The sequence below is a fragment of the Aureibacillus halotolerans genome (genome assembly GCF_004363045.1).
Classification (GTDB): domain Bacteria; phylum Bacillota; class Bacilli; order Bacillales; family DSM-28697; genus Aureibacillus; species Aureibacillus halotolerans.
Window position 1 is genome coordinate 72,840 of the sequence record NZ_SNYJ01000008.1, and the last position, 18,347, is coordinate 91,186.

An 18,347-nucleotide genomic window follows, 5' to 3' on the forward strand; every position below is an offset into this window, starting at 1 on the left:
CAGATGAATGGGTTTTCAAGAAAAGGAATAAGACCACATGCGGCAGTTCATTTGCATGTGGTCTCTTCATTAGAACAGGGCCGAAATTATTTGTATGGCACGACCTCTAATTGTTTTGGGCTCTCTGTTAAAATCTCATAGCCATGCTCAGTGACGACGATATCGTCTTCAATGCGAATGCCACCAATCGACGGAACATAGACACCTGGTTCAACTGTGAACGTCATTCCTACACAAAAGGGGGTTTCATTTTTTTCGTGAAGGGACGGGAATTCATGAACATCAATGCCAAGCCCATGACCAAGCCTATGAGTGAAATCGGTCTCAAGCTTTCTTGTTTTTAATTCATCACGCGCTGCACGTTCTGCCGTTGCGATGGGCACGCCTGGAGCAATCGATTTGATCGCTTGTTCTTCGGCTGCAAGCACAGCTTCATATATGGTGGCTGCTTCTTCATTATACTCAGCAAACAAAAAGCATCTAGTGATGTCTGAAGTATACCCATTATGCACGACACCGAGATCGAAAAGGGCAATATCGCCTTTACATAACGCGGTGTTTCCACTATTGCCATGCGGCTGTGCTGATCGCTTACCGAATAAGACCGTCGTTTTAAAAGCCATTTCAGCGATACCAAGCTGAGCAAGGCCCTGCTCGATGGCATTTTTAACCTCAAGCTCTGTAATGCCTTCCTTAAGAGCGTGTTTCCCTATTTCTACTCCTTTGTCTGCGAACAATGCCGCTTCTTTCATGATCGCGAGCTCCTGTGGGCTTTTCACTAATCGCATTTGTTGTAATACATTCTCGACGGCAATGACCTTTGTTGGCTCCAATGTTTGCTGAATAGCTTCAAGTCGTTCAACGGTTAGATGATTTTTTTGAATTCCGAGTGTGGAAATGGTTGCACTGTCTAAAGATGCAGCAAGCAGCTCCCATGGTTGATCAGTGTCTTTGTATGGAAGCACGTCGCCCGCCCACCCATCTGCTCTAGCTTGTTCCACTTCCATTGCAGGAAGCAATAGGAGGGGATCGCGTTCTAGTTGAATGACCAAAGCAACAACACGCTCGTGCGGCTCAGTTTTAAATTGGGTTAAGTAGAAGATGTCCGATGGCAATGTCACAATGGCCGTATCCACTTCCATTTTCTTTAGTTGCACATTCAAATGAGTTAATGACATGATGCAATGTCCTCCTTTAGGATAAATTCAGCAGTCTTATCATTGAAAGAAAGACCAATCTCATAGTATCATAATAAAAGAAAGATTTTTTCCTGGGATTTTGAAACCTTTACGATGATTGACTCGTAAGACATAAAGAAGACGTCATTGAGTTTGATATTCAATTCATTGACTAAAAGCAAAGAGGTGGATATATGGGCGTATTTTCAAGAATTATGACGAAGCTAAAAGGGGATAAGACACCTCCTCCGAAAGTGCAAGCACGAAACCTGTATAACTTAAAGACCGGAGATATTGTCACCTACGAGCTTGAAGATTATGAGATCGTCGGTACGCTCACGTACAATGATTCCGGCTATAAGTGGTACGCCTACCAGCTGGTAAGTACAGGGAAAACGATTTGGCTTTCGGTTGAAATGGACGATGAGCTTGAACTAGGTGTGTATGAAAAGGTGTCTATTCCTTTGCAAAAACCAATCCCCCAGAAGATTACTTATGATGGTAAAACGTATTATGCGGGTGAGAAAGGGTCTGCTTATGTAACTGGCACAGGGCGTTCTCAAAACGTTTCAAATCGCAAAATGAGCTACCATGAATTTGCTGATGAAGAGGATGAAACATACCTCTCCGTTGAAATTTGGGGCGAGGAAGTTGAAGTGAGCAAAGGATATTCGATTGAGGAATTTGAGTTGAAGGTTCTTGCAGGAAGCTAAACAAAAAACAAATGACATGGAGGAATGAATACGATGTTTAAATTTTTTAAACGGGTAAAAACGGTTGTAGGCTCTGAATTAAATGCGTTACTAGACAAAGCGGAAGATCCGGTAAAAATGCTTGATCAGTTTATGCGAGAGATGGAAGCGGATATTCGCGAAGCTGAAACCGCAGTAGCAAAACAAATTGCGAACGAAAAGATGCTAAACAAAAAGTATCTGGACGCACAAAGTCTTGTTGAAAAACGTCAAGAGCAGGCTGTTCAAGCGTTAGAAGCTGGCAACGAAGATCTTGCTCGCCGTGCACTTGAAGATAAAAAAACACAAGCGGAGCAAGCTGACCTTCTTAAAGAAACTCATACACGCGCAAAACAGGATGCAGATAATTTACGTACGCGCCTAGATGAAATGAAACGCGAACACCAAGAAATGAAACTGAAAAAAGATACATTGAAGGCTCGTGCTGAATCGGCACAAGTGCGTAAGAAAATGAACCATGCGATGTCTTCTGTTGGATCGGATGAGTCGAAAGCTGGCTTTGAGCGAATGGAAGAAAAGGTTATGCAATTTGAAGCAGAAGCTGAAACAAGCGAAGACATTCGTTCCTCTAACCGCAGTCTAGACGATGAATTTGAAACTCTAGGGAAAAGTGGCGTAGATGACGAGCTTGCCGCATTGAAAAAGCAGTTAGGCAAAGAGTAACTCGTAGTCGCAGTTTCTATTCAGGAGGAAAAGCGATGTGCTTTTCCTTCTTCTGTGTTATACATACTAGCTTAGACAGACAACTGTGGCATGACCGCTTATTTCTAACAAATCAAATCATATATTCTGGATATTTTTAAATGTTTGAAAAAATGGGACGATAATAAGGATAGAAAGGAGTGAAGCGATTGACTTTAGATATGGTGCTCTTAACACTACTGTACTTTGTTGTTGCAGTCATTGTTGTCTTAATTGGTATCTTTTTATTCGAGTGGCTGACAAAGAAATACAATGATTGGGAAGAAATTAAAAACGGTAACGTTGCCGTAGCTCTTTCTGTTGGTGGAAAGGTTGCTGGGATTTGTATCGTATTAGCCTTTTCAATCAACCATAATGATTCTGCCCTCGATACTTTTTTATGGGGTTTGCTTGGTGTCGCTCTTCAACTAATTGCATACCTTATCTTTGAATTAATGACTCGAGGATTTTCTGTGGAAAGTGAATTAAAAGTGAGAAACATCGCTGTGGGCATTATATCTTTATGTGTGTCCGTCGGCCTAGGATTCGTCATTGGAGCATCGATTACATAGAGTGGCACTGAACGATGAATGTCTCTATTGATGTATATGTGAAGGGATTCCCAACGATAGGGTGGTGAACAAATGAAAAGTGTATACAGTATGATTGGGCTAGTAAGTCTCATTCTCTTGTTAACTGGCTGTGGACAGGGTGATGTAAGCGAATATCTCGATGGAACAAATGACTATCAGTTAACGGATGTTATTACGAGTAGCACAGACTCTTCTGATTATTCAAGAATCTACACAAATTCCTCGAAATCACTTGAACAGGTGAGTCAGGAATTAAGCGATTGGAAGTCCCCTGAAGAAAGCAGTCAAATCGTCGATGGCAAACAAGCGCTTATATATGATGAAAATTTGGTGGTCTTAACATCGAACGAGGAAGGTACTCAGGTTGAAGTGTCAGAGGATGATTTTGTCAGAGACAACTATCGCCCGAGCTTCTTTAACCAATTGCTAACGCTTGCTGTATTAAACCGATTTCTCGGTGTCTCGGATTGGGGAAGACTCCAGCAATCGCGCTGTTCGAGTCTGACAGGTAACGGAAGCTGTTATTCAGGGTATGCAACTTCAGGAAGTGGATATAGAGGTCCGACAAGTCCATCTCCTTTTAGAGAATACTCAAGCCGTGGTGGTGGGCCTGGTTCTGGAAAGTAATAAAAATCATTAAGATGCCTGGGAGGAGTGATTCACTTGAATTTTGATTTGGTGTTATTAACACTTATGTATTTTGTCGTGTCGGTGCTTGTTGTTGTTATCGGTGTTATCTTATTTGAATTGTTGACGAGAAAATATCGGGATTGGGAAGAAATTAAAAATGGCAATGTCGCTGTCGCTTTATCCGTAGGAGGAAAGGTTATCGGGATTTGTATTGTGCTTGCATTTTCTATCTTTCACAACGATTCCGTGATGTCCACTTTTCTTTGGGGTTTACTCGGTGTTGTTTTACAGCTAATTGCGTACCTCATTTTTGAATTGCTCACACGAGGATTTTCTGTTGAATCTGAGTTGAAGGCAAAAAACATTGCAGTTGGAATTATCTCGTTTTGTGTGTCCGTTGGTCTTGGATTCGTCATTGGAGCGTCCATTACATAATGCCACGTACGACTTTCTATAGCTCCAGACATTGTCTGGAGCTATTTTAGATCAAGGTATTTTTTCTTTTGAAAGCTGGTGTAAATGTGAATAAACAAATGATTAGTCCAGGTAGGCAGGTTAATTCGCTTTACTGGGCGTCAGGCATCGTCTCCATATGCGGCATTATTTTTGAAGTTCTTTTTGGCGCGCTAGGCTCCTACATCTTGGGGGATGGTGTGAAGCAGTACACGTTAACGATTTCTTTGTTTTTAACTGGAATGGGCATCGGCGCAGCCATTAGTGAAAAGGTCACCAAAAATTTAATCCTCTCCTTTGTTTGGATTGAATATGCCATCGGATTAATTGGTGGCTTTTCTGCTTTCATCCTATTCGGTGTCACCGCGTATTTGCCTGGGGGTACGGATGCACTTGTTCTCTATGGCATTACCCTGATTGTTGGTACGTTCACTGGTGTGGAGCTACCCGTGCTCATACGTAAAGCGAACGAAATCGGAGTTTCTTTAAGTAGAAGCACTGCTCGAGTTCTTTTTTCTGACTATGCAGGGGGGTTGGCAGGAGGCTTATTGTTTGTCTTTTTGCTTCGACCTCAGTTTGGTCTTGTGAAAACCCCATTTCTTGTGGCCCTTGTTAACGTCGGTATTGCTCTTTGGATCCTTTGGCTATTTCGTTCGCAAATCAAACACTTTAAAATTCATGCGTTTTTTGGCATTTTCTTTTTAATTATTCTCATTGTAGGTGTGTTGTTTGGTGAACAAACGGCTTTTCGTTTTGAACAAAGGCTATATCAGGATACGATTGTCCACGCTGAAGAAACCGCCTATCAGCGCATCATTATTACACGCAATGGCGGAGACACTCGATTGTACTTAAATGGACAGCTGCAATTAAGCTCCGTTGATGAGCATCGATATCATGAAGCTCTCATTCATCCTGCCATGTCGGCTGCTGAAAAACGAGAAAAGGTGCTCATTCTTGGGGGTGGTGATGGGGCTGCTTTGCGCGAGATCTTAAAATATGATGATGTCAAAGACGTCACTTTGGTAGATCTAGACCCTCGTGTTGTTCAACTAGCAAAAACGAATCATTTCTTACTTGATATAAATCAGAGGTCATTGTTCAGCCCGAAAGTCGATGTTCTTCATCAGGACGCTTTTCAATTTTTAGAATCACATAAAGGGTTCTTTGACGTCATTATCATTGATTTACCCGATCCAAACAATGAAGCATTAAACAAATTGTATACGTTTGAGTTTTATTCGCTCGTTCGTAATCATTTGAGTCCAGGTGGCACGATGGAGGTCCAGGCAACAAGTCCTGTATTTGCTAGGGAAGCTTACTGGACCATCAATAAAACGATTCAAAGCACTGGACTCCATACGTTAAACCTTCACGTCGATGTCCCAAGCTTTGGAAATTGGGGATTCGTGCTTGCTTCAAGAGAAGAAATAACGGAAGATGAAATGTCAGTCATGGTGGAGACCGACTTTCTTACCAATGATGTACTCTCCGCCCTAACGGCTTTTGGAAAAGATGAAGGTCCACCTAAAGAGGATGTAGAAGTAAATACATTAATTAACCCGTTGCTGCTTGAACTATATGAGAGTTCATGGAAATTTTATTGATTGGATGCATAGATTGTTTAACTGCCGGGTAAAGATTGAAAAGGAGTGATTTACACATGGACGTATCTTATCATGGACATGCCGTTATCAAAATACAGGTGAATGGCAAAACGATTTTAATTGATCCTTTTATTAACGGCAATGGCTTAACTGATTTGAAAGCTGACGAGGAAACACCTGATGTCATCCTATTAACCCACGGGCACGGGGATCATCTCGGAGATACGATCGAGATTGCGAAACGAAGCGAAGCATTAGTTGTCGCACCTAATGAACTCGCGAACTACCTTTCTTGGAAGGGACTTAAGACGCACCCAATGCATATTGGTGGAAAGTATCAATTTGATTTCGGGACAGTGAAGCTTATCCAAGCCTTTCACGGTTCAGCGATCACTGATGATGAAAACGAAACAATTGTCTATACGGGAATGCCTAGTGGAATCTTGTTTATGGCTGAAGGAAAAACAATTCTTCACGCCGGAGATACCGCGTTATATTCTGACATGAAAATGTACGGCGAACAGCATGACATTGATTTGGCCTTCTTACCAATTGGCGACAACTTTACGATGGGACCTGAAGATGCGAAAATAGCCGCTAGCTGGTTTCGTGCAAAACATGTCGTTCCCATCCATTACAATACGTTCCCTGTGATTGAACAAGATCCAGAGGCGTTTGTCGCTTCACTCGATTGTAAAGGGACGGTTCTCCAAACAGGTGAATCACTAACCCTTTAGGTTTACTAGTGCCCCATCAGGTAATGTAGATCTTATTCTATTTAGAAAAAATGATGTGCGTGTTCTCTTACAAATGCCCATTTTGAAGACATTTTCTATAGGCAAACGGCTATACGTTCGCTTTCACCCTAAAGGGTACAAGTGCATCATCGACTCAAAAAGACTTCGTCGTGATTTCTTTGCCGCTGGGCTTCTGCTGCGCCTCCTCGAGCGTGTTTCACGCTCTGCGGGGTCGCGCTTTCCACCCTAAAGGGTACAAGTGCAACATCGATTCGAAAGTACCTCATCGTGTTTTCTTTGCCGCAGGAGTCTCACTAGTAGCCGTTTTTGGTATATTATACAGAACGAATGAAATGAGAAAGATCTTTTTTGGTTTCATTTTCAACAGTTACCAAACGACATTCGTGTAAAAGGCACCAGGTGATCTACCTTGAAACATTGCACGTACTTGCCTTATTTGGTTGCAACACGGCTTTTTACCCTCTATACGAGACCGAGCCACCATAAAACAATGGACGCAGAAACAAACATCAGCGTAGTCAACATACGTAGACTCTAGTGGGATCAGCGCGAGCTGAAGATCCCCTCGGAAAGCCTGCTTTTTCGAGGAAGCTGAAGCCGTGCCCCACTGAAAGCGAAGTATGTTGACGGAGCGGTCGTCATTCCCGTACCCCCTAGCGCATCTTCAACTCGTAAAGACCTCGTCGTGTTTTCTTTGCTGTTGGAGTCTCACTAGTTACCGCTTTGGGTTAGTGTAAAGAACGAATGAAATGAAATGAGATAGACCTTGTTGGTTCAATTTCGACCATGACCAACTAAGTTAGTTGAAAGGGCACTGGTCGTCTCCAAACTTCTTTATGTCTAATGTAAAAGAAGCGTGCATATATATCGAATGACGTATGCATTGGAGGAGACGAATGTTGAGGGAACGGTATTTGCTTTGTATTTTAATGGTCGTTGCGTTAACTTGGCTAACGTATCCATATCTGCTTGCACAAACCGCAAGTCAAGAGGGAGCTGCCTTTGCTTCGTTATGGTTTTGTCTGGCTGGACTCGCGGTTTTTGGCAACTTGATCGCTTACATGCAAGCTCGTCCAACGAGACGAATCGCTCGTTCTACAGCAGCTGGGGCAATACAACGGAAACGAGTTCAGAAGCAACGAGTGTTTTCAAGATGAAGCAGGCGGATGGCAAACGCTCGCTACCTTTGTTGCTTTGTCTTGTACGGTGCTTATTGCCCATATGGCAACTCCGCTCCTTGAGCAGGGAGCATACACATCTTTCCAGGCGGATGTATTGTACGTTCTGAAACAACGGTTGCAGGCAAAGCACCGTTGTTTTTGTCTTTTAATAAAGGTAGTTTAAACTTAAGTGGTGGATTTAAAGAATCCAGAAAACCGCTTTCAAAGTGGATCCGATTGAATGCATGAGCGAAGAACAGTATAATAGGGAGTACTTGAAGCTAATGTAAAAAGGTGACCTTTCTATGGCGACAAAACATGAGCAAATTCTACAGTTTATTTATTCCCTAGACGTTGGACAGCGAATTTCGGTTCGTGGGATTGCGAAAGCAATGAATGTCAGCGATGGGACTGCTTATCGAGCGATTAAAGAAGCTGAAAATAAGGGCTTTGTGAGCACAATTGAACGAGTCGGTACGATTCGTATTGAAAAAAAGGATCGGAATAATTTTCAAGAACTGACCTATGCGGAAGTCGTCAACGTCATCGATGGACAGGTTCTCGGTGGAAAAGAAGGCTTACATAAGACGTTGAATAAATTTGTCATCGGTGCAATGAAACTTGATGCGATGATGACGTATACCGAAGCAGGAAATTTACTGATCGTTGGGAATCGAATTGAAGCCCATAAGCTTGCATTAGAAGCAGGGGCAGCGGTGTTAATCACTGGTGGCTTTAACACGGATGATGATGTAAAAGCCCTGGCTGACGAGCATAAGCTTCCTATTATTTCAAGCAAACATGATACCTTTACGGTAGCAGACATGATCAACCGGGCAATTTACGATCAAATGATTAAAAAGGAAATTGTGTTCGTAGAGGACATCCAAACGTCTTTTGAACATACTCATTATTTGTATACAACCGATCCAGTGCAACGGTGGCTCGATAAGAATGAAGAAACAAACCATAGCCGATACCCGGTTGTTGATGAACATCGAAAAGTCGTTGGCATGGTAACCTCTAGAGATATCTTGCATCATGAGGCTGGAGAGCTTATTGAGAAAGTGATGTCAAAGCAGCTATTTACGATTACAAAAAAGACCACTGTCGCTTCAGCCGCCCAGATGATGATTTGGAATGGCATTGAGATGGTACCTGTGGTCGATGAGATGCAGCGTTTGGTGGGCATCATCAGCCGTCAGGATGTACTTAAAGCGCTACAAAGGCATCCGCAATCAAGTGGGGAAACCCTTGATAATGCGATTCTCGCCAGTTTAAAAACGGTGCATAATCAACGAAATGAAAGAACATATACTTGTGAACTCACACCACAAATGACCAATGCGCTTGGTACGATGTCTTATGGTGTATTTACAACATTACTCGTGGAAGCAGCCACGCGACTTTTAAACATTCATCGGAAAAGTGAGCTCGTTGTCGAAAACATGAACGTGCTTTTCATTCATCTTGTTCAGCTTGGTGCGACGCTGCAGTTCACTCCGAGAATTCTTGAAATCGGTAGAAGAACGGCCAAGATTGAGGTAGAGGTCACTGCTGAAGGGAAGCTAGTGAGCAAAGTATTGCTTGTTGTACAATTACTTCAGCATACGCCGTAAATAAAAAAGAGCCTCTAAAAAGGCTCTTCAGGTTGGTGTGAAACGCGTGCATTCGGCGTAGCCTTGCCATATTCGGTGCTCATTGTCGTGTGGCAACTAAGCACCTTCTACGGCTTTGCTATTTGTACACTAAGCGTTTCTTGGATTGAGGGCTAGTATTTGTTATTTAGCCTTTCTGCTGGGCATTCACTGATTTTATAAACTTAAGCTGACGAACTCCTGCATATATATTCGCTCCTGCTAGAAGTAAAAAGACAATGCAGATAAATAAGGCCAATTGACTTCCTAGCGTTCCATAGGCATGAAGACCGGCAAAGGCGATAAAAAGCCCAAGGAAAAAGCGAGCATACACATGGCGTACGCCTTTTTTATACGGCGAGTCCTCTTTGTTGGCGGCCGCCTTTAAAAAAATGTGTGCAACGAGAGACAGCATTGAAAACAGCATTAACATACGAGGAGACCTCCACATAATAACATTGATTCTATTGTAACAAGCTTATGCAAAAATACAACAGAAGAAAAAAGGTGACGTAATGAGTGAACTATTAAATGCAATTAAAGCCGCACAAAAGATTGTCATCCACAGACATGTACGTCCAGATCCTGACGCGTATGGCTCTCAATGCAGTTTAGCGGAGATCATTAAAGAAAATTTCCCGGAAAAAACGGTGCTTCGTGCTGGGGAAGGAGAACCAACTTTGCAATTCCTTTCAAAAATGGACGAAGTAGAAGATGTGGACTTCAAGGATGCGCTCGTTATTGTTTGTGATACTGCCAATCAAGCACGAGTGGATGATCAGCGATACGCGACAGGTGCGACTGTTTTTAAAGTCGACCATCATCCAAATGATGATCCGTATGGAGATTACAATTGGGTGGAAACGACGGCAAGCTCCACGAGTGAAATGATTTACGAATGGTATAGTACTCATAAAGAGGAGCTTCGCTTGCCTGCGAAGGCGGCTGAGCTGATTTATGCAGGCATTGTGGGAGACACGGGGCGATTCCTATTTCCAAGTGCATCACCTAAAACGTATCGTTACGCGTCCGAACTCGTGACGTACCCGTTTTCGCGAACGGTGATCCATGATGCGTTATATGAAACAAAAGCCAACGTCTTGCGTCTGCAAGGTCATATTTTACAAACCTTCTCTCTTTCTGAGGAAGGAGTTGCGTCTGTATCGATAACAAGACAAATGCTCAAGCAGTTTGAAACGACGGCTCAAGAGGCATCACAGCTTGTTGGGATGCTAGGAAATGTGAGTGGCATTAAAGCATGGGTATTCTTTATTGAGGAAGAGCACTTAATTCGAGTAAGGTTGCGTTCGAAAGGTCCGGTCGTCAACACGATTGCTAAGCGGTACGAAGGGGGAGGCCACCCTTTAGCAGCTGGAGCATCGATTTATGATTGGGAGATGGTCCATCAGGTCGTCAGTGAGCTTAAGCGTGCAACCTTAGAGGCGTAGATTATTCATGGCTGACGACGAGCAAAAGTTCAAGCGTTTTATATAAATACATCTCTTTTACTTCTAAATGATAGGATCTTTGGTCAATCGTATACGTTTTATTTTCAATCGCTTTGATCACATACGTACGATTGGCCGCCACTTCTTCAATGTTTTTTGTTAGTAGTGGATGAAGCTCTTCTTCAGCAGCTTGTCGGAGCAGGTGGAGTGTATGAGCTGATGAACGATACTTTTCTTTTGCTTCCGCTGTAAATTCGACCTTTATTTGTTGTATTTTTAATTTCTTTTCGTTCGTTTCATTTAACGTCCGGTAATCTTCCTCCATGACATCAATTCGTTGTTTTAAATGGCGGATTTCAGCTGACTGATGATTGATTTTGCTTGCTTGAATGTCTTGAGTCTCACCATGGATAAAAAGAAAAACGATCCAGCCAAGCAATGCACCAATGGCAGCACCGGCAAGAAATTGCTGCCATTCCGGTTTTTTGTAGTAAGGTGGTACGTGCATTACAGCGCACTTCCTTGCGTAAACCATTGAATCAGTTTTGCCCCACTTTGGGCACCTGCCATCGCTGATAAAATCAATAAGGTTTGCTTAAAAATATCAAGAGGCGCTCCATAAAAAATGCCGCGCTCAAATGTTGAAATGACATCAAATGTCCCACCAATGGCAGCAACCATGCCCCAGATTTTGAGGCTTTGTGCCAATCGACCGATCGTTTCGTATGGTGGAGCACCGGTCAGAAACGCACTGATCCCCCCAATGAACGAACCTCCTAAAATAACGCCTAGTGCCACAAAATAACAATTCATAAACGTGACAATGAACACTTCCTCCTTCAAGGAAAACACCCCTTTATAGCAATCTGGCATTGAACGCATGTTTGTCTAATTGTATTCTTCTTGATATCTAAATATGAATGCCTGTCCGAACAAACCAAAGTAGAAAGGAGGCCGTGGAATGATTCATTTGCAGACAAAAAGCGGTTACAGCTTTTTACGAAGTGTGTGTCACCTCGAAACGCTCGTCCAACAGGCGAAAACGCATCGAATGCCAGCGTTAGCATTAACGGATGAAAATGTGTTGCATGGTGCATACAGATTTTCTCAGCTTTGTCTCCAGCATGGCATCGCCCCTATTATTGGTATGGAACTTGGTGTGCGCTTTGAAGAAGCAAGAGATGAAACCTTATTACTTTATGCAAAAAACCTTGATGGCTACAAAACTCTCTGTCGCTTGTCCTACGAAAAAACAGTAGGAACCATTGATGTATCAGCTCTAGAAGGCACTGCATCAGAACTATTTTGCATCTATTCCACGTCTTCCACATCGTTCAAAGAGGCATTAGAAGTAAATGAGCTTGGTAGAATTGATGCGATCGTATATCGGCTTCAGGAAGTGTTTGGAGAAAGTGTGTTCATAGGGTTGCAAAGCGTACACAGCCAACGCTATACAGCCGAACTAAAGAACTGGCTGTCCATCATTCAAATGCCTGTTGTCGCTCTGGGCAATGTTCGCTCGATTTCCGCAGGGGACAGCGATGCTTTACGTTGTGTAAGAGCCATTCAAGCCGGCAAACAAATGGAAGATGTCCCCCACGAAGAGGCCACTCACTTTCGTTCATCTGAAGAGATGGAGCAGGCTTTTTCAAATTGGCCAGAAGCCATTGAACAGACGAAAACGGTATATAAGTACATCACCCCTTTTCAGTTTGACTCACTTTCAGGGGAGTTGTTAAAGTATCCAGTGCCCGGCGAACAATCGTCCGAACAGTACCTTATTGACCTTTGTAAGCAAGGCTGGGAGACGCGATACTCACATAATGACGAGAAGGCACGTGCTAGATTAACACTCGAGCTTGAGACGATAGAACAAACTGGTTTTTCGGATTATTTTTTGATCGTATGGGATATTGTGAGTCACGCAAAGCGACGACGCATTCCTGTTGGACCTGGTCGAGGCTCGGCAGCAGGGTCAATGGTTGCGTACGTATTGGGGATTACTGATGTAGAACCAATGCGGTTCGGGCTCCTCTTTGAACGCTTTTTAAACCCAGAACGTCTCTCAATGCCCGATATTGATATTGATATCGCTGATGACCGACGTGAGGAAGTGATTCACTATATTCAGCAACGCTTTGGAGGAGAGCGAGTTGCCCAAATTGGCACCTTTGGTACGCTTGCGGCAAAAGCAGCTATTCGTGATACAGCGAAGGCATACGGCATCCCTGCACGCGACTTACAACGATTGTCTAGTGCCATTCAATCTGGAAAGACGATTCAAGAAAATCTTGCGAGCAATCCAGACATCAAACGTTGGATAAATGAACATCCGCGTCATGAAGACGTATTGAATGTCGCCACCAAAATTGAAGGCTTGCCAAGACATGCCTCTATTCACGCAGCTGGAGTCGTTCTCAATGAACGTCCGTTGCTGTCTATTGTTCCGCTGCAACAAACCCATTCACAAACGGTAACGCAGTATGGAATGCACGATCTTGAGCAATTAGGGCTTTTGAAGATGGATTTTCTAGGGTTGAGAAATCTGTCTTTCATTCAACGGATTTGTCGCCGGTTGAAGAGTGATGCAGGGACACAACTAGAACCAAATAAGTTTCCTTTAGATGATGAAAAAGCGTTACGAATGTTGGCGGCTGGAGATACGAGTGGCATTTTTCAATTCGAGTCTGCTGGTATGCGGAAAGCATTGCAAGACGTTAAGCCAACGTCGTTTCAAGATCTTGTAGCGGTAAGTGCTTTGTATCGACCTGGACCGATGCAGTTTATCAAAACGTATGCTAGAAGAAAGCATGGTCATGAAAAGGTGACTTATTTGCATGAAGCGTTAAAGCCCATTTTGGAAACAACGTATGGTGTCATTGTCTATCAGGAACAAGTGATGGCGATCGCCCATGAGGTCGCTGGATTCTCTCTCGGACAGGCAGATTTACTGAGAAGGGCCATGGGGAAGAAAGAGCAACAGACGATGCAGGACACAAAAGATGCTTTTATTGAAGGATGCAGAGCAAACGGGTATGAGGAGTCAACAGCCTCTCAATTGTTTGCGTTTATTCGCCAATTTGCCCAGTATGGCTTTAATAAAAGTCATGCGGTAGCGTATACGATGATTTCGACCCAGTTGGCCTATTTAAAGGCACGATATCCTGACGCATTTTATACCGAGCTTTTAAACAATACGGCTGGTCAGATGGAAAAACGCAGAGAGTACCTCCAAGAGTGCAAACACTTAGACATTCCGGTAATGCCTCCGGACATTAACTGCGCACACACTTATTTTGACACAAGAAATAGGTCGATTTATTTTGGTTTCATTGACATTAAGCACGTAGGAGCCCAAGCTGCAGAAGCCATTATCGAGACTCGAAAGGAGCGCCCTTTTGAAAGCTTTATTGATTTTGTTCGACGACTTCCGAAAAAATGGTTGCAGCGCTCGTTGCTTGAATCATTAATATACGCTGGGAGCTTTGATTCTTTACATGCCAATCGGGCGGCTGTGCTCGCAACGATTGATCCAGCTCTAGAATACGCCGAGCTGATTGGTGAGGAAGAGGGCGGACTAGGCATGATCGTTCCGCCGCCCTCTTTGCAGGGGGCAAACCCGCTGTCATCAATGGAGCAGCTGGCAGGCGAAAAAGACACTTTAGGCGTCTACATTTCTGGGCACCCGATGGATGGCTACCGATTAACGCTTCAAAAGGAAAAGGCAATTCACTTAAGTGATGTGCAATACAAAATCCACTTGCATGTTTCTACGGGTGGCATTGTTCAAGAAGTAAAAGAAATAACGACTAAAAAAGGAGAACCAATGGCCTTTTTACGTTTGTCTGATGCATCAGCGGATTTAGACTGTGTGATTTTCCCAGAAATCTATCGTCAAATTAAACCGATGATTAAGGAAGGCAAGGCGCTCCTTGTTCAAGGAAAAGCTGAGAAAAGACAGGGAACAGTACAGCTTATTTTTTCCAGCGCTCGTCCACTGTCTCAGGGGGGAGAGATCGGGGACTCGATACTCTATTTGCAGATTAACGCCAATAGCCGTCGTCACTTGCAGGAGATCAAAAACCTTCTCCAGGCGAATTCAGGCCGTGTGCCTGTCGCATTATATTACGTGGATACCCGCCGTTTATTAAAGCTGCCTGACCATTATAATACGGTTGTTGACACTGATTTGCTGGCGTCTTTGCAGCGTTTGCTCGGCAAAGAAAATGTCGCTCTAAAAGCAAAGAAAAGTCAATCCTAGCGCAAGTGGGTGTAACTGTTGATCTCTTCTGATATAATGGTATAGTCATTTTGCGTATCTTTATAAAATCAGTTGTTTCAATTTGTATAAAAAGGGACAAGGCGTTTTCAAGATACAGACTTGCAGTTGGAATGTCGTTTCTCATTCCAACTTCCTGGATACACTATGTATAACGAAAACGAGGATTTGAACGGTTGTCTCACGAATAAGGGATAGGACACAAATGTATTTATTATCACCATGTATGTTTTATAGGAACCATTAGATTGGTGTAAGGGGGAGGGTCTTCCATGGCTTCAATGCTAAAAGGCATGTTTTCAAAAAAGAAAAGGTATGCCCCGATTCCTTCGGAGCAAGCAAAAGCAGATATACCTGAGGGTTTAATGAGCAAGTGCCCTAAATGTAAAAAAATCATGTATACAAAAGAATTAAAAAAGAATCTTAAAGTATGTGATCAATGCGGGCACCATCTTCAAATGTCCTCTGAAGAACGATTGCAAACGATCCTTGATGAAGAGTCTTTCCAAGAATTAATGGGGGACTGGACGTCAGAAAACCCGCTTGAATTTCCTGGATATGATGAAAAAATGGATGCTGATCGTAAAAAAACAGGGCTAAATGAAGCCGTGGTTGTTGGTGAAGGAAGCATTACAGGCTCGGAAATTGTTATTGCTGTCATGGATGCCCGTTTCCGAATGGCGAGTATGGGGATCGTTGTAGGGGAAAAAATCACCAAAGGCATCCAGCATGCACAAAAACAAAAAAAGCCATTTATCATTTTTACAGCGTCAGGCGGCGCAAGAATGCAGGAAGGCATATTAAGTCTCATGCAAATGGCAAAAACAAGCGCGGCCTTAAAGGATTTTAATGACGATGGTGGACTCTTTATTTCGGTGATGACGCATCCGACAACTGGAGGCGTTTCAGCCAGCTTTGCATCCCTTGGTGATTATAATTTTGCTGAGCCAGCTGCGTTGATTGGATTTGCTGGAAGACGGATTATTGAACAGACCATTCGTGAAAAGCTTCCAGATGATTTTCAAACGGCAGAATTTCTGCTTGAGCATGGACAGCTTGATAAAGTGATCCATCGGAAAGATATGAAATCAACATTATCTGCTATCGTAAAGCTACATGAGCCAGAGGGGGCGAGACAATGAGCGGCACACTGGAATTTGAAAGACCAGTCGAAGAGCTTCGTGAAAAAATTGATGAGCTAAAACGATTTACACACGAAAAGGACATTGACCTGTCAAAGGAAATTGAACGGCTCGAAGTAAGGTTGCGGAAAGTGGAAGATGACGTTTATGGAAATATGGAGCCTTGGCATCGAGTGCAGCTTGCTCGTCACCAAAAACGGCCAACCAGCTTGGATTATATTGAACGTATTTTTGATGACTTTATTGAACTGCACGGCGATCGCTATTTTGGGGACGACGAAGCGATCGTCGCAGGTGTGGCTCGCTTTCAAGGCAAGCCAGTTACGGTCATTGGAGAGCAAAGAGGGCGAGATACGAAGGAGAATTTGCGTCGTAACTTTGGCATGCCTCATCCAGAAGGATACCGAAAAGCGCTACGTCTTATGAAGCAGGCTGAAAAATTCGGGCGGCCCATTGTTACACTCATCGATACGAAGGGAGCTTATCCCGGGAAAGCTGCAGAAGAACGGGGACAAAGTGAAGCCATTGCGAAAAACCTTTTTGAAATGGCAGGTTTAACAGTGCCTGTTCTTTGTGTTGTCATTGGCGAAGGAGCGAGCGGTGGTGCTCTTGCCCTAGGTGTTGGTAACCGTGTGTACATGCTCGAAAATGCGTGGTACTCCGTCATTTCGCCAGAAGGAGCGTCTTCTATTCTTTGGAAAGATGCTAATTTAGCACAAAAGGCTGCGGAAACAATGAAAATAACGGCATATGATGTACTGGACCTTGGTATTATTGATGCAATCATTCCTGAGATAAAAGGGGGCGCCCACAGAGATGTCGACACGCAGGCGGTTTATATTTCTGATGCGATTTCAAAAGGGCTTGCAGAGCTCTCTCCTTTGACTGGGGAAGCATTGCGAGAGCAACGTCAAAAGAAGTTTATGCAGATTGGCGAACGCTCTCAATCGCAATTGCCAGTGTTTGTTGAATAGCAAGATTTTTTAGCGGTCGTTGTTTGCATAGCAACTTCATGGTACATTTGAAGTATTGTGTGTAAGTATTGTGATAGAGGTGATAGGTATGAAACGAATTGGTGTACTAACAAGCGGTGGAGATTCACCAGGAATGAACGCTGCCATTCGATCCGTCGTAAGGAAAGCCATCTACAGTAATATTGAAGTGTATGGGATCTATTACGGGTATGCTGGCATGATTGAAGGAAATATTAAAAAGCTTGAAATTGGTTCTGTTGGAGACATTATTCACCGCGGTGGAACGATGCTTTACACGGCACGTACGGAGGAGTTTAAAACGGAAGCTGGTCGGGCCAAAGGCATTGAGCAGCTCAATAAACATGGAATTGAAGGTGTCGTTGTCATCGGCGGAGACGGCTCTTTTCAAGGCGCTAAAAAGCTGACAGAAGCAGGTTATCCATGCATTGGTGTTCCGGGAACGATTGACAATGACATTCCGGGAACGGATTTCACGATCGGCTTTGATACCGCCCTGAATACGATCATTGATGCCATCGATAAAATTCGGGATACAGCGACATCTCATGAGCGTACATATGTTATTGAGGTGATGGGACGTCATGCAGGAGACCTTGCGCTATGGGCAGGTCTTGCAGATGGCGCCGAAACCATTTTAATTCCTGAAGCGCCTTATGATATGGAGGAAATTATTACAAGACTCCAAAACGGTCATAAACGCGGCAAAAAGCACAGCATCATCGTGGTTGCTGAGGGCTGTGAGAGTGGTGTCGCCTTCGGGAAAAAGATCGAGGAAGCGACAAAGTTTGAAACTAGGGTTTCCGTGCTTGGCTATATTCAACGCGGGGGAAGCCCAACAGCTGGTGATCGTGTGCTGGCAAGTCGTTTAGGTGCGAAGGCCGTCGATTTACTTTTAGAAGGAAAGAAAGGACGTATGGTTGGTATTCAGCAAAATAAGCTTGTCGATCATGACATCCTTGAAGCCCTAAGTCAAAAACACACTGTCGATATGGACATGTATACACTATCAAAAGAACTTTCAATTTAACCTGCAC

At 43.5% G+C, this 18,347-nt stretch carries 18 protein-coding genes; 14 read left to right on the plus strand and 4 right to left on the minus strand.

The annotated features are described in order from the left end of the window. Nucleotides 1–86: 86 nt before the first annotated feature. On the minus strand, nucleotides 87–1,178 hold the full coding sequence (locus EV213_RS10850; protein ID WP_133580559.1) for a M24 family metallopeptidase: 1,092 nt from the start codon (nucleotides 1,176–1,178) through the stop codon (nucleotides 87–89). A 194-nt stretch (nucleotides 1,179–1,372) separates the two neighbouring features. Between EV213_RS10850 and EV213_RS10855 the strand changes: the two genes are divergently transcribed. The 9 genes from EV213_RS10855 (at nucleotide 1,373) to EV213_RS10895 (ending at nucleotide 9,431) form a co-directional block, all read left to right on the plus strand. After that, a complete protein-coding gene (locus tag EV213_RS10855; protein WP_133580560.1) occupies nucleotides 1,373–1,891 on the plus strand; it encodes a DUF4178 domain-containing protein in 519 nt (172 codons plus the stop codon). Between the two features lie 33 nt (nucleotides 1,892–1,924). Continuing rightward, entirely contained in the window at nucleotides 1,925–2,593 is a 669-nt protein-coding gene (locus tag EV213_RS10860) for a PspA/IM30 family protein (RefSeq protein ID WP_133580561.1), read from the plus strand. A gap of 200 nt (nucleotides 2,594–2,793) precedes the next feature. Continuing rightward, nucleotides 2,794–3,183 (plus strand): DUF350 domain-containing protein, encoded by a 390-nt coding sequence (locus EV213_RS10865; RefSeq protein WP_133580687.1) that lies wholly within the window; start codon nucleotides 2,794–2,796, stop codon nucleotides 3,181–3,183. Between the two features lie 72 nt (nucleotides 3,184–3,255). Next, nucleotides 3,256–3,831, plus strand: coding sequence for a DUF4247 domain-containing protein (locus EV213_RS10870; RefSeq protein ID WP_133580562.1), 576 nt, complete (start codon nucleotides 3,256–3,258; stop codon nucleotides 3,829–3,831). 36 nt (nucleotides 3,832–3,867) lie between these two features. Then, nucleotides 3,868–4,269 carry a DUF350 domain-containing protein gene (locus tag EV213_RS10875; RefSeq protein WP_481725541.1) on the plus strand — a complete coding sequence of 134 codons (402 nt, stop codon included), beginning with the start codon at nucleotides 3,868–3,870 and terminating at the stop codon, nucleotides 4,267–4,269. A 98-nt stretch (nucleotides 4,270–4,367) separates the two neighbouring features. Continuing rightward, nucleotides 4,368–5,894 carry a polyamine aminopropyltransferase gene (locus EV213_RS10880; protein ID WP_133580689.1) on the plus strand — a complete coding sequence of 509 codons (1,527 nt, stop codon included), beginning with the start codon at nucleotides 4,368–4,370 and terminating at the stop codon, nucleotides 5,892–5,894. A 56-nt stretch (nucleotides 5,895–5,950) separates the two neighbouring features. Continuing rightward, nucleotides 5,951–6,631 carry a metal-dependent hydrolase gene (locus EV213_RS10885; RefSeq protein ID WP_133580563.1) on the plus strand — a complete coding sequence of 227 codons (681 nt, stop codon included), beginning with the start codon at nucleotides 5,951–5,953 and terminating at the stop codon, nucleotides 6,629–6,631. 917 nt (nucleotides 6,632–7,548) lie between these two features. Continuing rightward, on the plus strand, nucleotides 7,549–7,809 hold the full coding sequence (locus EV213_RS10890) for a hypothetical protein (RefSeq protein ID WP_133580564.1): 261 nt from the start codon (nucleotides 7,549–7,551) through the stop codon (nucleotides 7,807–7,809). A gap of 308 nt (nucleotides 7,810–8,117) precedes the next feature. Beyond that, a complete protein-coding gene (locus tag EV213_RS10895) occupies nucleotides 8,118–9,431 on the plus strand; it encodes a DRTGG domain-containing protein (protein WP_133580565.1) in 1,314 nt (437 codons plus the stop codon). Nucleotides 9,432–9,597: 166 nt separating this feature from the next. On the opposite strand, the gene EV213_RS10900 is transcribed toward EV213_RS10895, so the two are convergent. Beyond that, complete coding sequence (locus tag EV213_RS10900) at nucleotides 9,598–9,882, minus strand: YtpI family protein (protein ID WP_166639263.1); 285 nt, start codon at nucleotides 9,880–9,882, stop codon at nucleotides 9,598–9,600. A gap of 82 nt (nucleotides 9,883–9,964) precedes the next feature. Here EV213_RS10900 and EV213_RS10905 point away from each other — a divergent pair, with 82 nt between their 5' ends. After that, a complete protein-coding gene (locus tag EV213_RS10905; protein ID WP_133580567.1) occupies nucleotides 9,965–10,897 on the plus strand; it encodes a DHH family phosphoesterase in 933 nt (310 codons plus the stop codon). Between the two features lies 1 nt (nucleotide 10,898). Here EV213_RS10905 and ytrI read toward each other — a convergent pair whose 3' ends face one another. Together ytrI and ytrH are read right to left on the minus strand one after the other, a co-directional pair. Then, nucleotides 10,899–11,405, minus strand: coding sequence for a sporulation membrane protein YtrI (ytrI, locus tag EV213_RS10910; RefSeq protein ID WP_133580568.1), 507 nt, complete (start codon nucleotides 11,403–11,405; stop codon nucleotides 10,899–10,901). Next, nucleotides 11,405–11,770 carry a sporulation membrane protein YtrH gene (gene ytrH, locus EV213_RS10915; RefSeq protein WP_133580569.1) on the minus strand — a complete coding sequence of 122 codons (366 nt, stop codon included), beginning with the start codon at nucleotides 11,768–11,770 and terminating at the stop codon, nucleotides 11,405–11,407. Before ytrH ends, ytrI begins: the two co-directional genes overlap by 1 nt. An 88-nt stretch (nucleotides 11,771–11,858) precedes the next feature. Between ytrH and dnaE the strand changes: the two genes are divergently transcribed. The 4 genes from dnaE (at nucleotide 11,859) to pfkA (ending at nucleotide 18,340) form a co-directional block, all read left to right on the plus strand. Beyond that, nucleotides 11,859–15,158 carry a DNA polymerase III subunit alpha gene (gene dnaE / locus EV213_RS10920; RefSeq protein ID WP_133580570.1) on the plus strand — a complete coding sequence of 1,100 codons (3,300 nt, stop codon included), beginning with the start codon at nucleotides 11,859–11,861 and terminating at the stop codon, nucleotides 15,156–15,158. A 299-nt stretch (nucleotides 15,159–15,457) separates the two neighbouring features. Next, entirely contained in the window at nucleotides 15,458–16,318 is an 861-nt protein-coding gene (gene accD / locus EV213_RS10925) for an acetyl-CoA carboxylase, carboxyltransferase subunit beta (protein ID WP_133580690.1), read from the plus strand. Next, on the plus strand, nucleotides 16,315–17,292 hold the full coding sequence (locus EV213_RS10930) for an acetyl-CoA carboxylase carboxyltransferase subunit alpha (protein ID WP_133580571.1): 978 nt from the start codon (nucleotides 16,315–16,317) through the stop codon (nucleotides 17,290–17,292). The genes accD and EV213_RS10930 overlap by 4 nt, the downstream gene beginning before the upstream one ends. A gap of 88 nt (nucleotides 17,293–17,380) precedes the next feature. Then, nucleotides 17,381–18,340 (plus strand): 6-phosphofructokinase, encoded by a 960-nt coding sequence (gene pfkA / locus EV213_RS10935; RefSeq protein ID WP_133580572.1) that lies wholly within the window; start codon nucleotides 17,381–17,383, stop codon nucleotides 18,338–18,340. Nucleotides 18,341–18,347 lie beyond the last annotated feature (7 nt).

Bases quoted from the DNA above. Each gene is read 5' to 3' on its own strand.
- EV213_RS10880 (WP_133580689.1), top strand. From the start codon at position 4,368: ATGATTAGTCCAGGTAGGCAGGTTAATTCGCTTTACTGGGCGTCAGGC.
- dnaE (WP_133580570.1), top strand. From the start codon at position 11,859: ATGATTCATTTGCAGACAAAAAGCGGTTACAGCTTTTTACGAAGTGTG.
- EV213_RS10900 (WP_166639263.1), bottom strand. From the start codon at position 9,882: ATGTTAATGCTGTTTTCAATGCTGTCTCTCGTTGCACACATTTTTTTA.
- ytrI (WP_133580568.1), bottom strand. From the start codon at position 11,405: ATGCACGTACCACCTTACTACAAAAAACCGGAATGGCAGCAATTTCTT.
- EV213_RS10930 (WP_133580571.1), top strand. From the start codon at position 16,315: ATGAGCGGCACACTGGAATTTGAAAGACCAGTCGAAGAGCTTCGTGAA.
- EV213_RS10890 (WP_133580564.1), top strand. From the start codon at position 7,549: ATGTTGAGGGAACGGTATTTGCTTTGTATTTTAATGGTCGTTGCGTTA.
- EV213_RS10860 (WP_133580561.1), top strand. From the start codon at position 1,925: ATGTTTAAATTTTTTAAACGGGTAAAAACGGTTGTAGGCTCTGAATTA.
- EV213_RS10850 (WP_133580559.1), bottom strand. From the start codon at position 1,178: ATGTCATTAACTCATTTGAATGTGCAACTAAAGAAAATGGAAGTGGAT.
- EV213_RS10865 (WP_133580687.1), top strand. From the start codon at position 2,794: ATGGTGCTCTTAACACTACTGTACTTTGTTGTTGCAGTCATTGTTGTC.
- EV213_RS10905 (WP_133580567.1), top strand. From the start codon at position 9,965: ATGAGTGAACTATTAAATGCAATTAAAGCCGCACAAAAGATTGTCATC.
- EV213_RS10870 (WP_133580562.1), top strand. From the start codon at position 3,256: ATGAAAAGTGTATACAGTATGATTGGGCTAGTAAGTCTCATTCTCTTG.
- pfkA (WP_133580572.1), top strand. From the start codon at position 17,381: ATGAAACGAATTGGTGTACTAACAAGCGGTGGAGATTCACCAGGAATG.
- accD (WP_133580690.1), top strand. From the start codon at position 15,458: ATGCTAAAAGGCATGTTTTCAAAAAAGAAAAGGTATGCCCCGATTCCT.
- EV213_RS10885 (WP_133580563.1), top strand. From the start codon at position 5,951: ATGGACGTATCTTATCATGGACATGCCGTTATCAAAATACAGGTGAAT.
- EV213_RS10855 (WP_133580560.1), top strand. From the start codon at position 1,373: ATGGGCGTATTTTCAAGAATTATGACGAAGCTAAAAGGGGATAAGACA.
- EV213_RS10895 (WP_133580565.1), top strand. From the start codon at position 8,118: ATGGCGACAAAACATGAGCAAATTCTACAGTTTATTTATTCCCTAGAC.
- ytrH (WP_133580569.1), bottom strand. From the start codon at position 11,770: ATGCCAGATTGCTATAAAGGGGTGTTTTCCTTGAAGGAGGAAGTGTTC.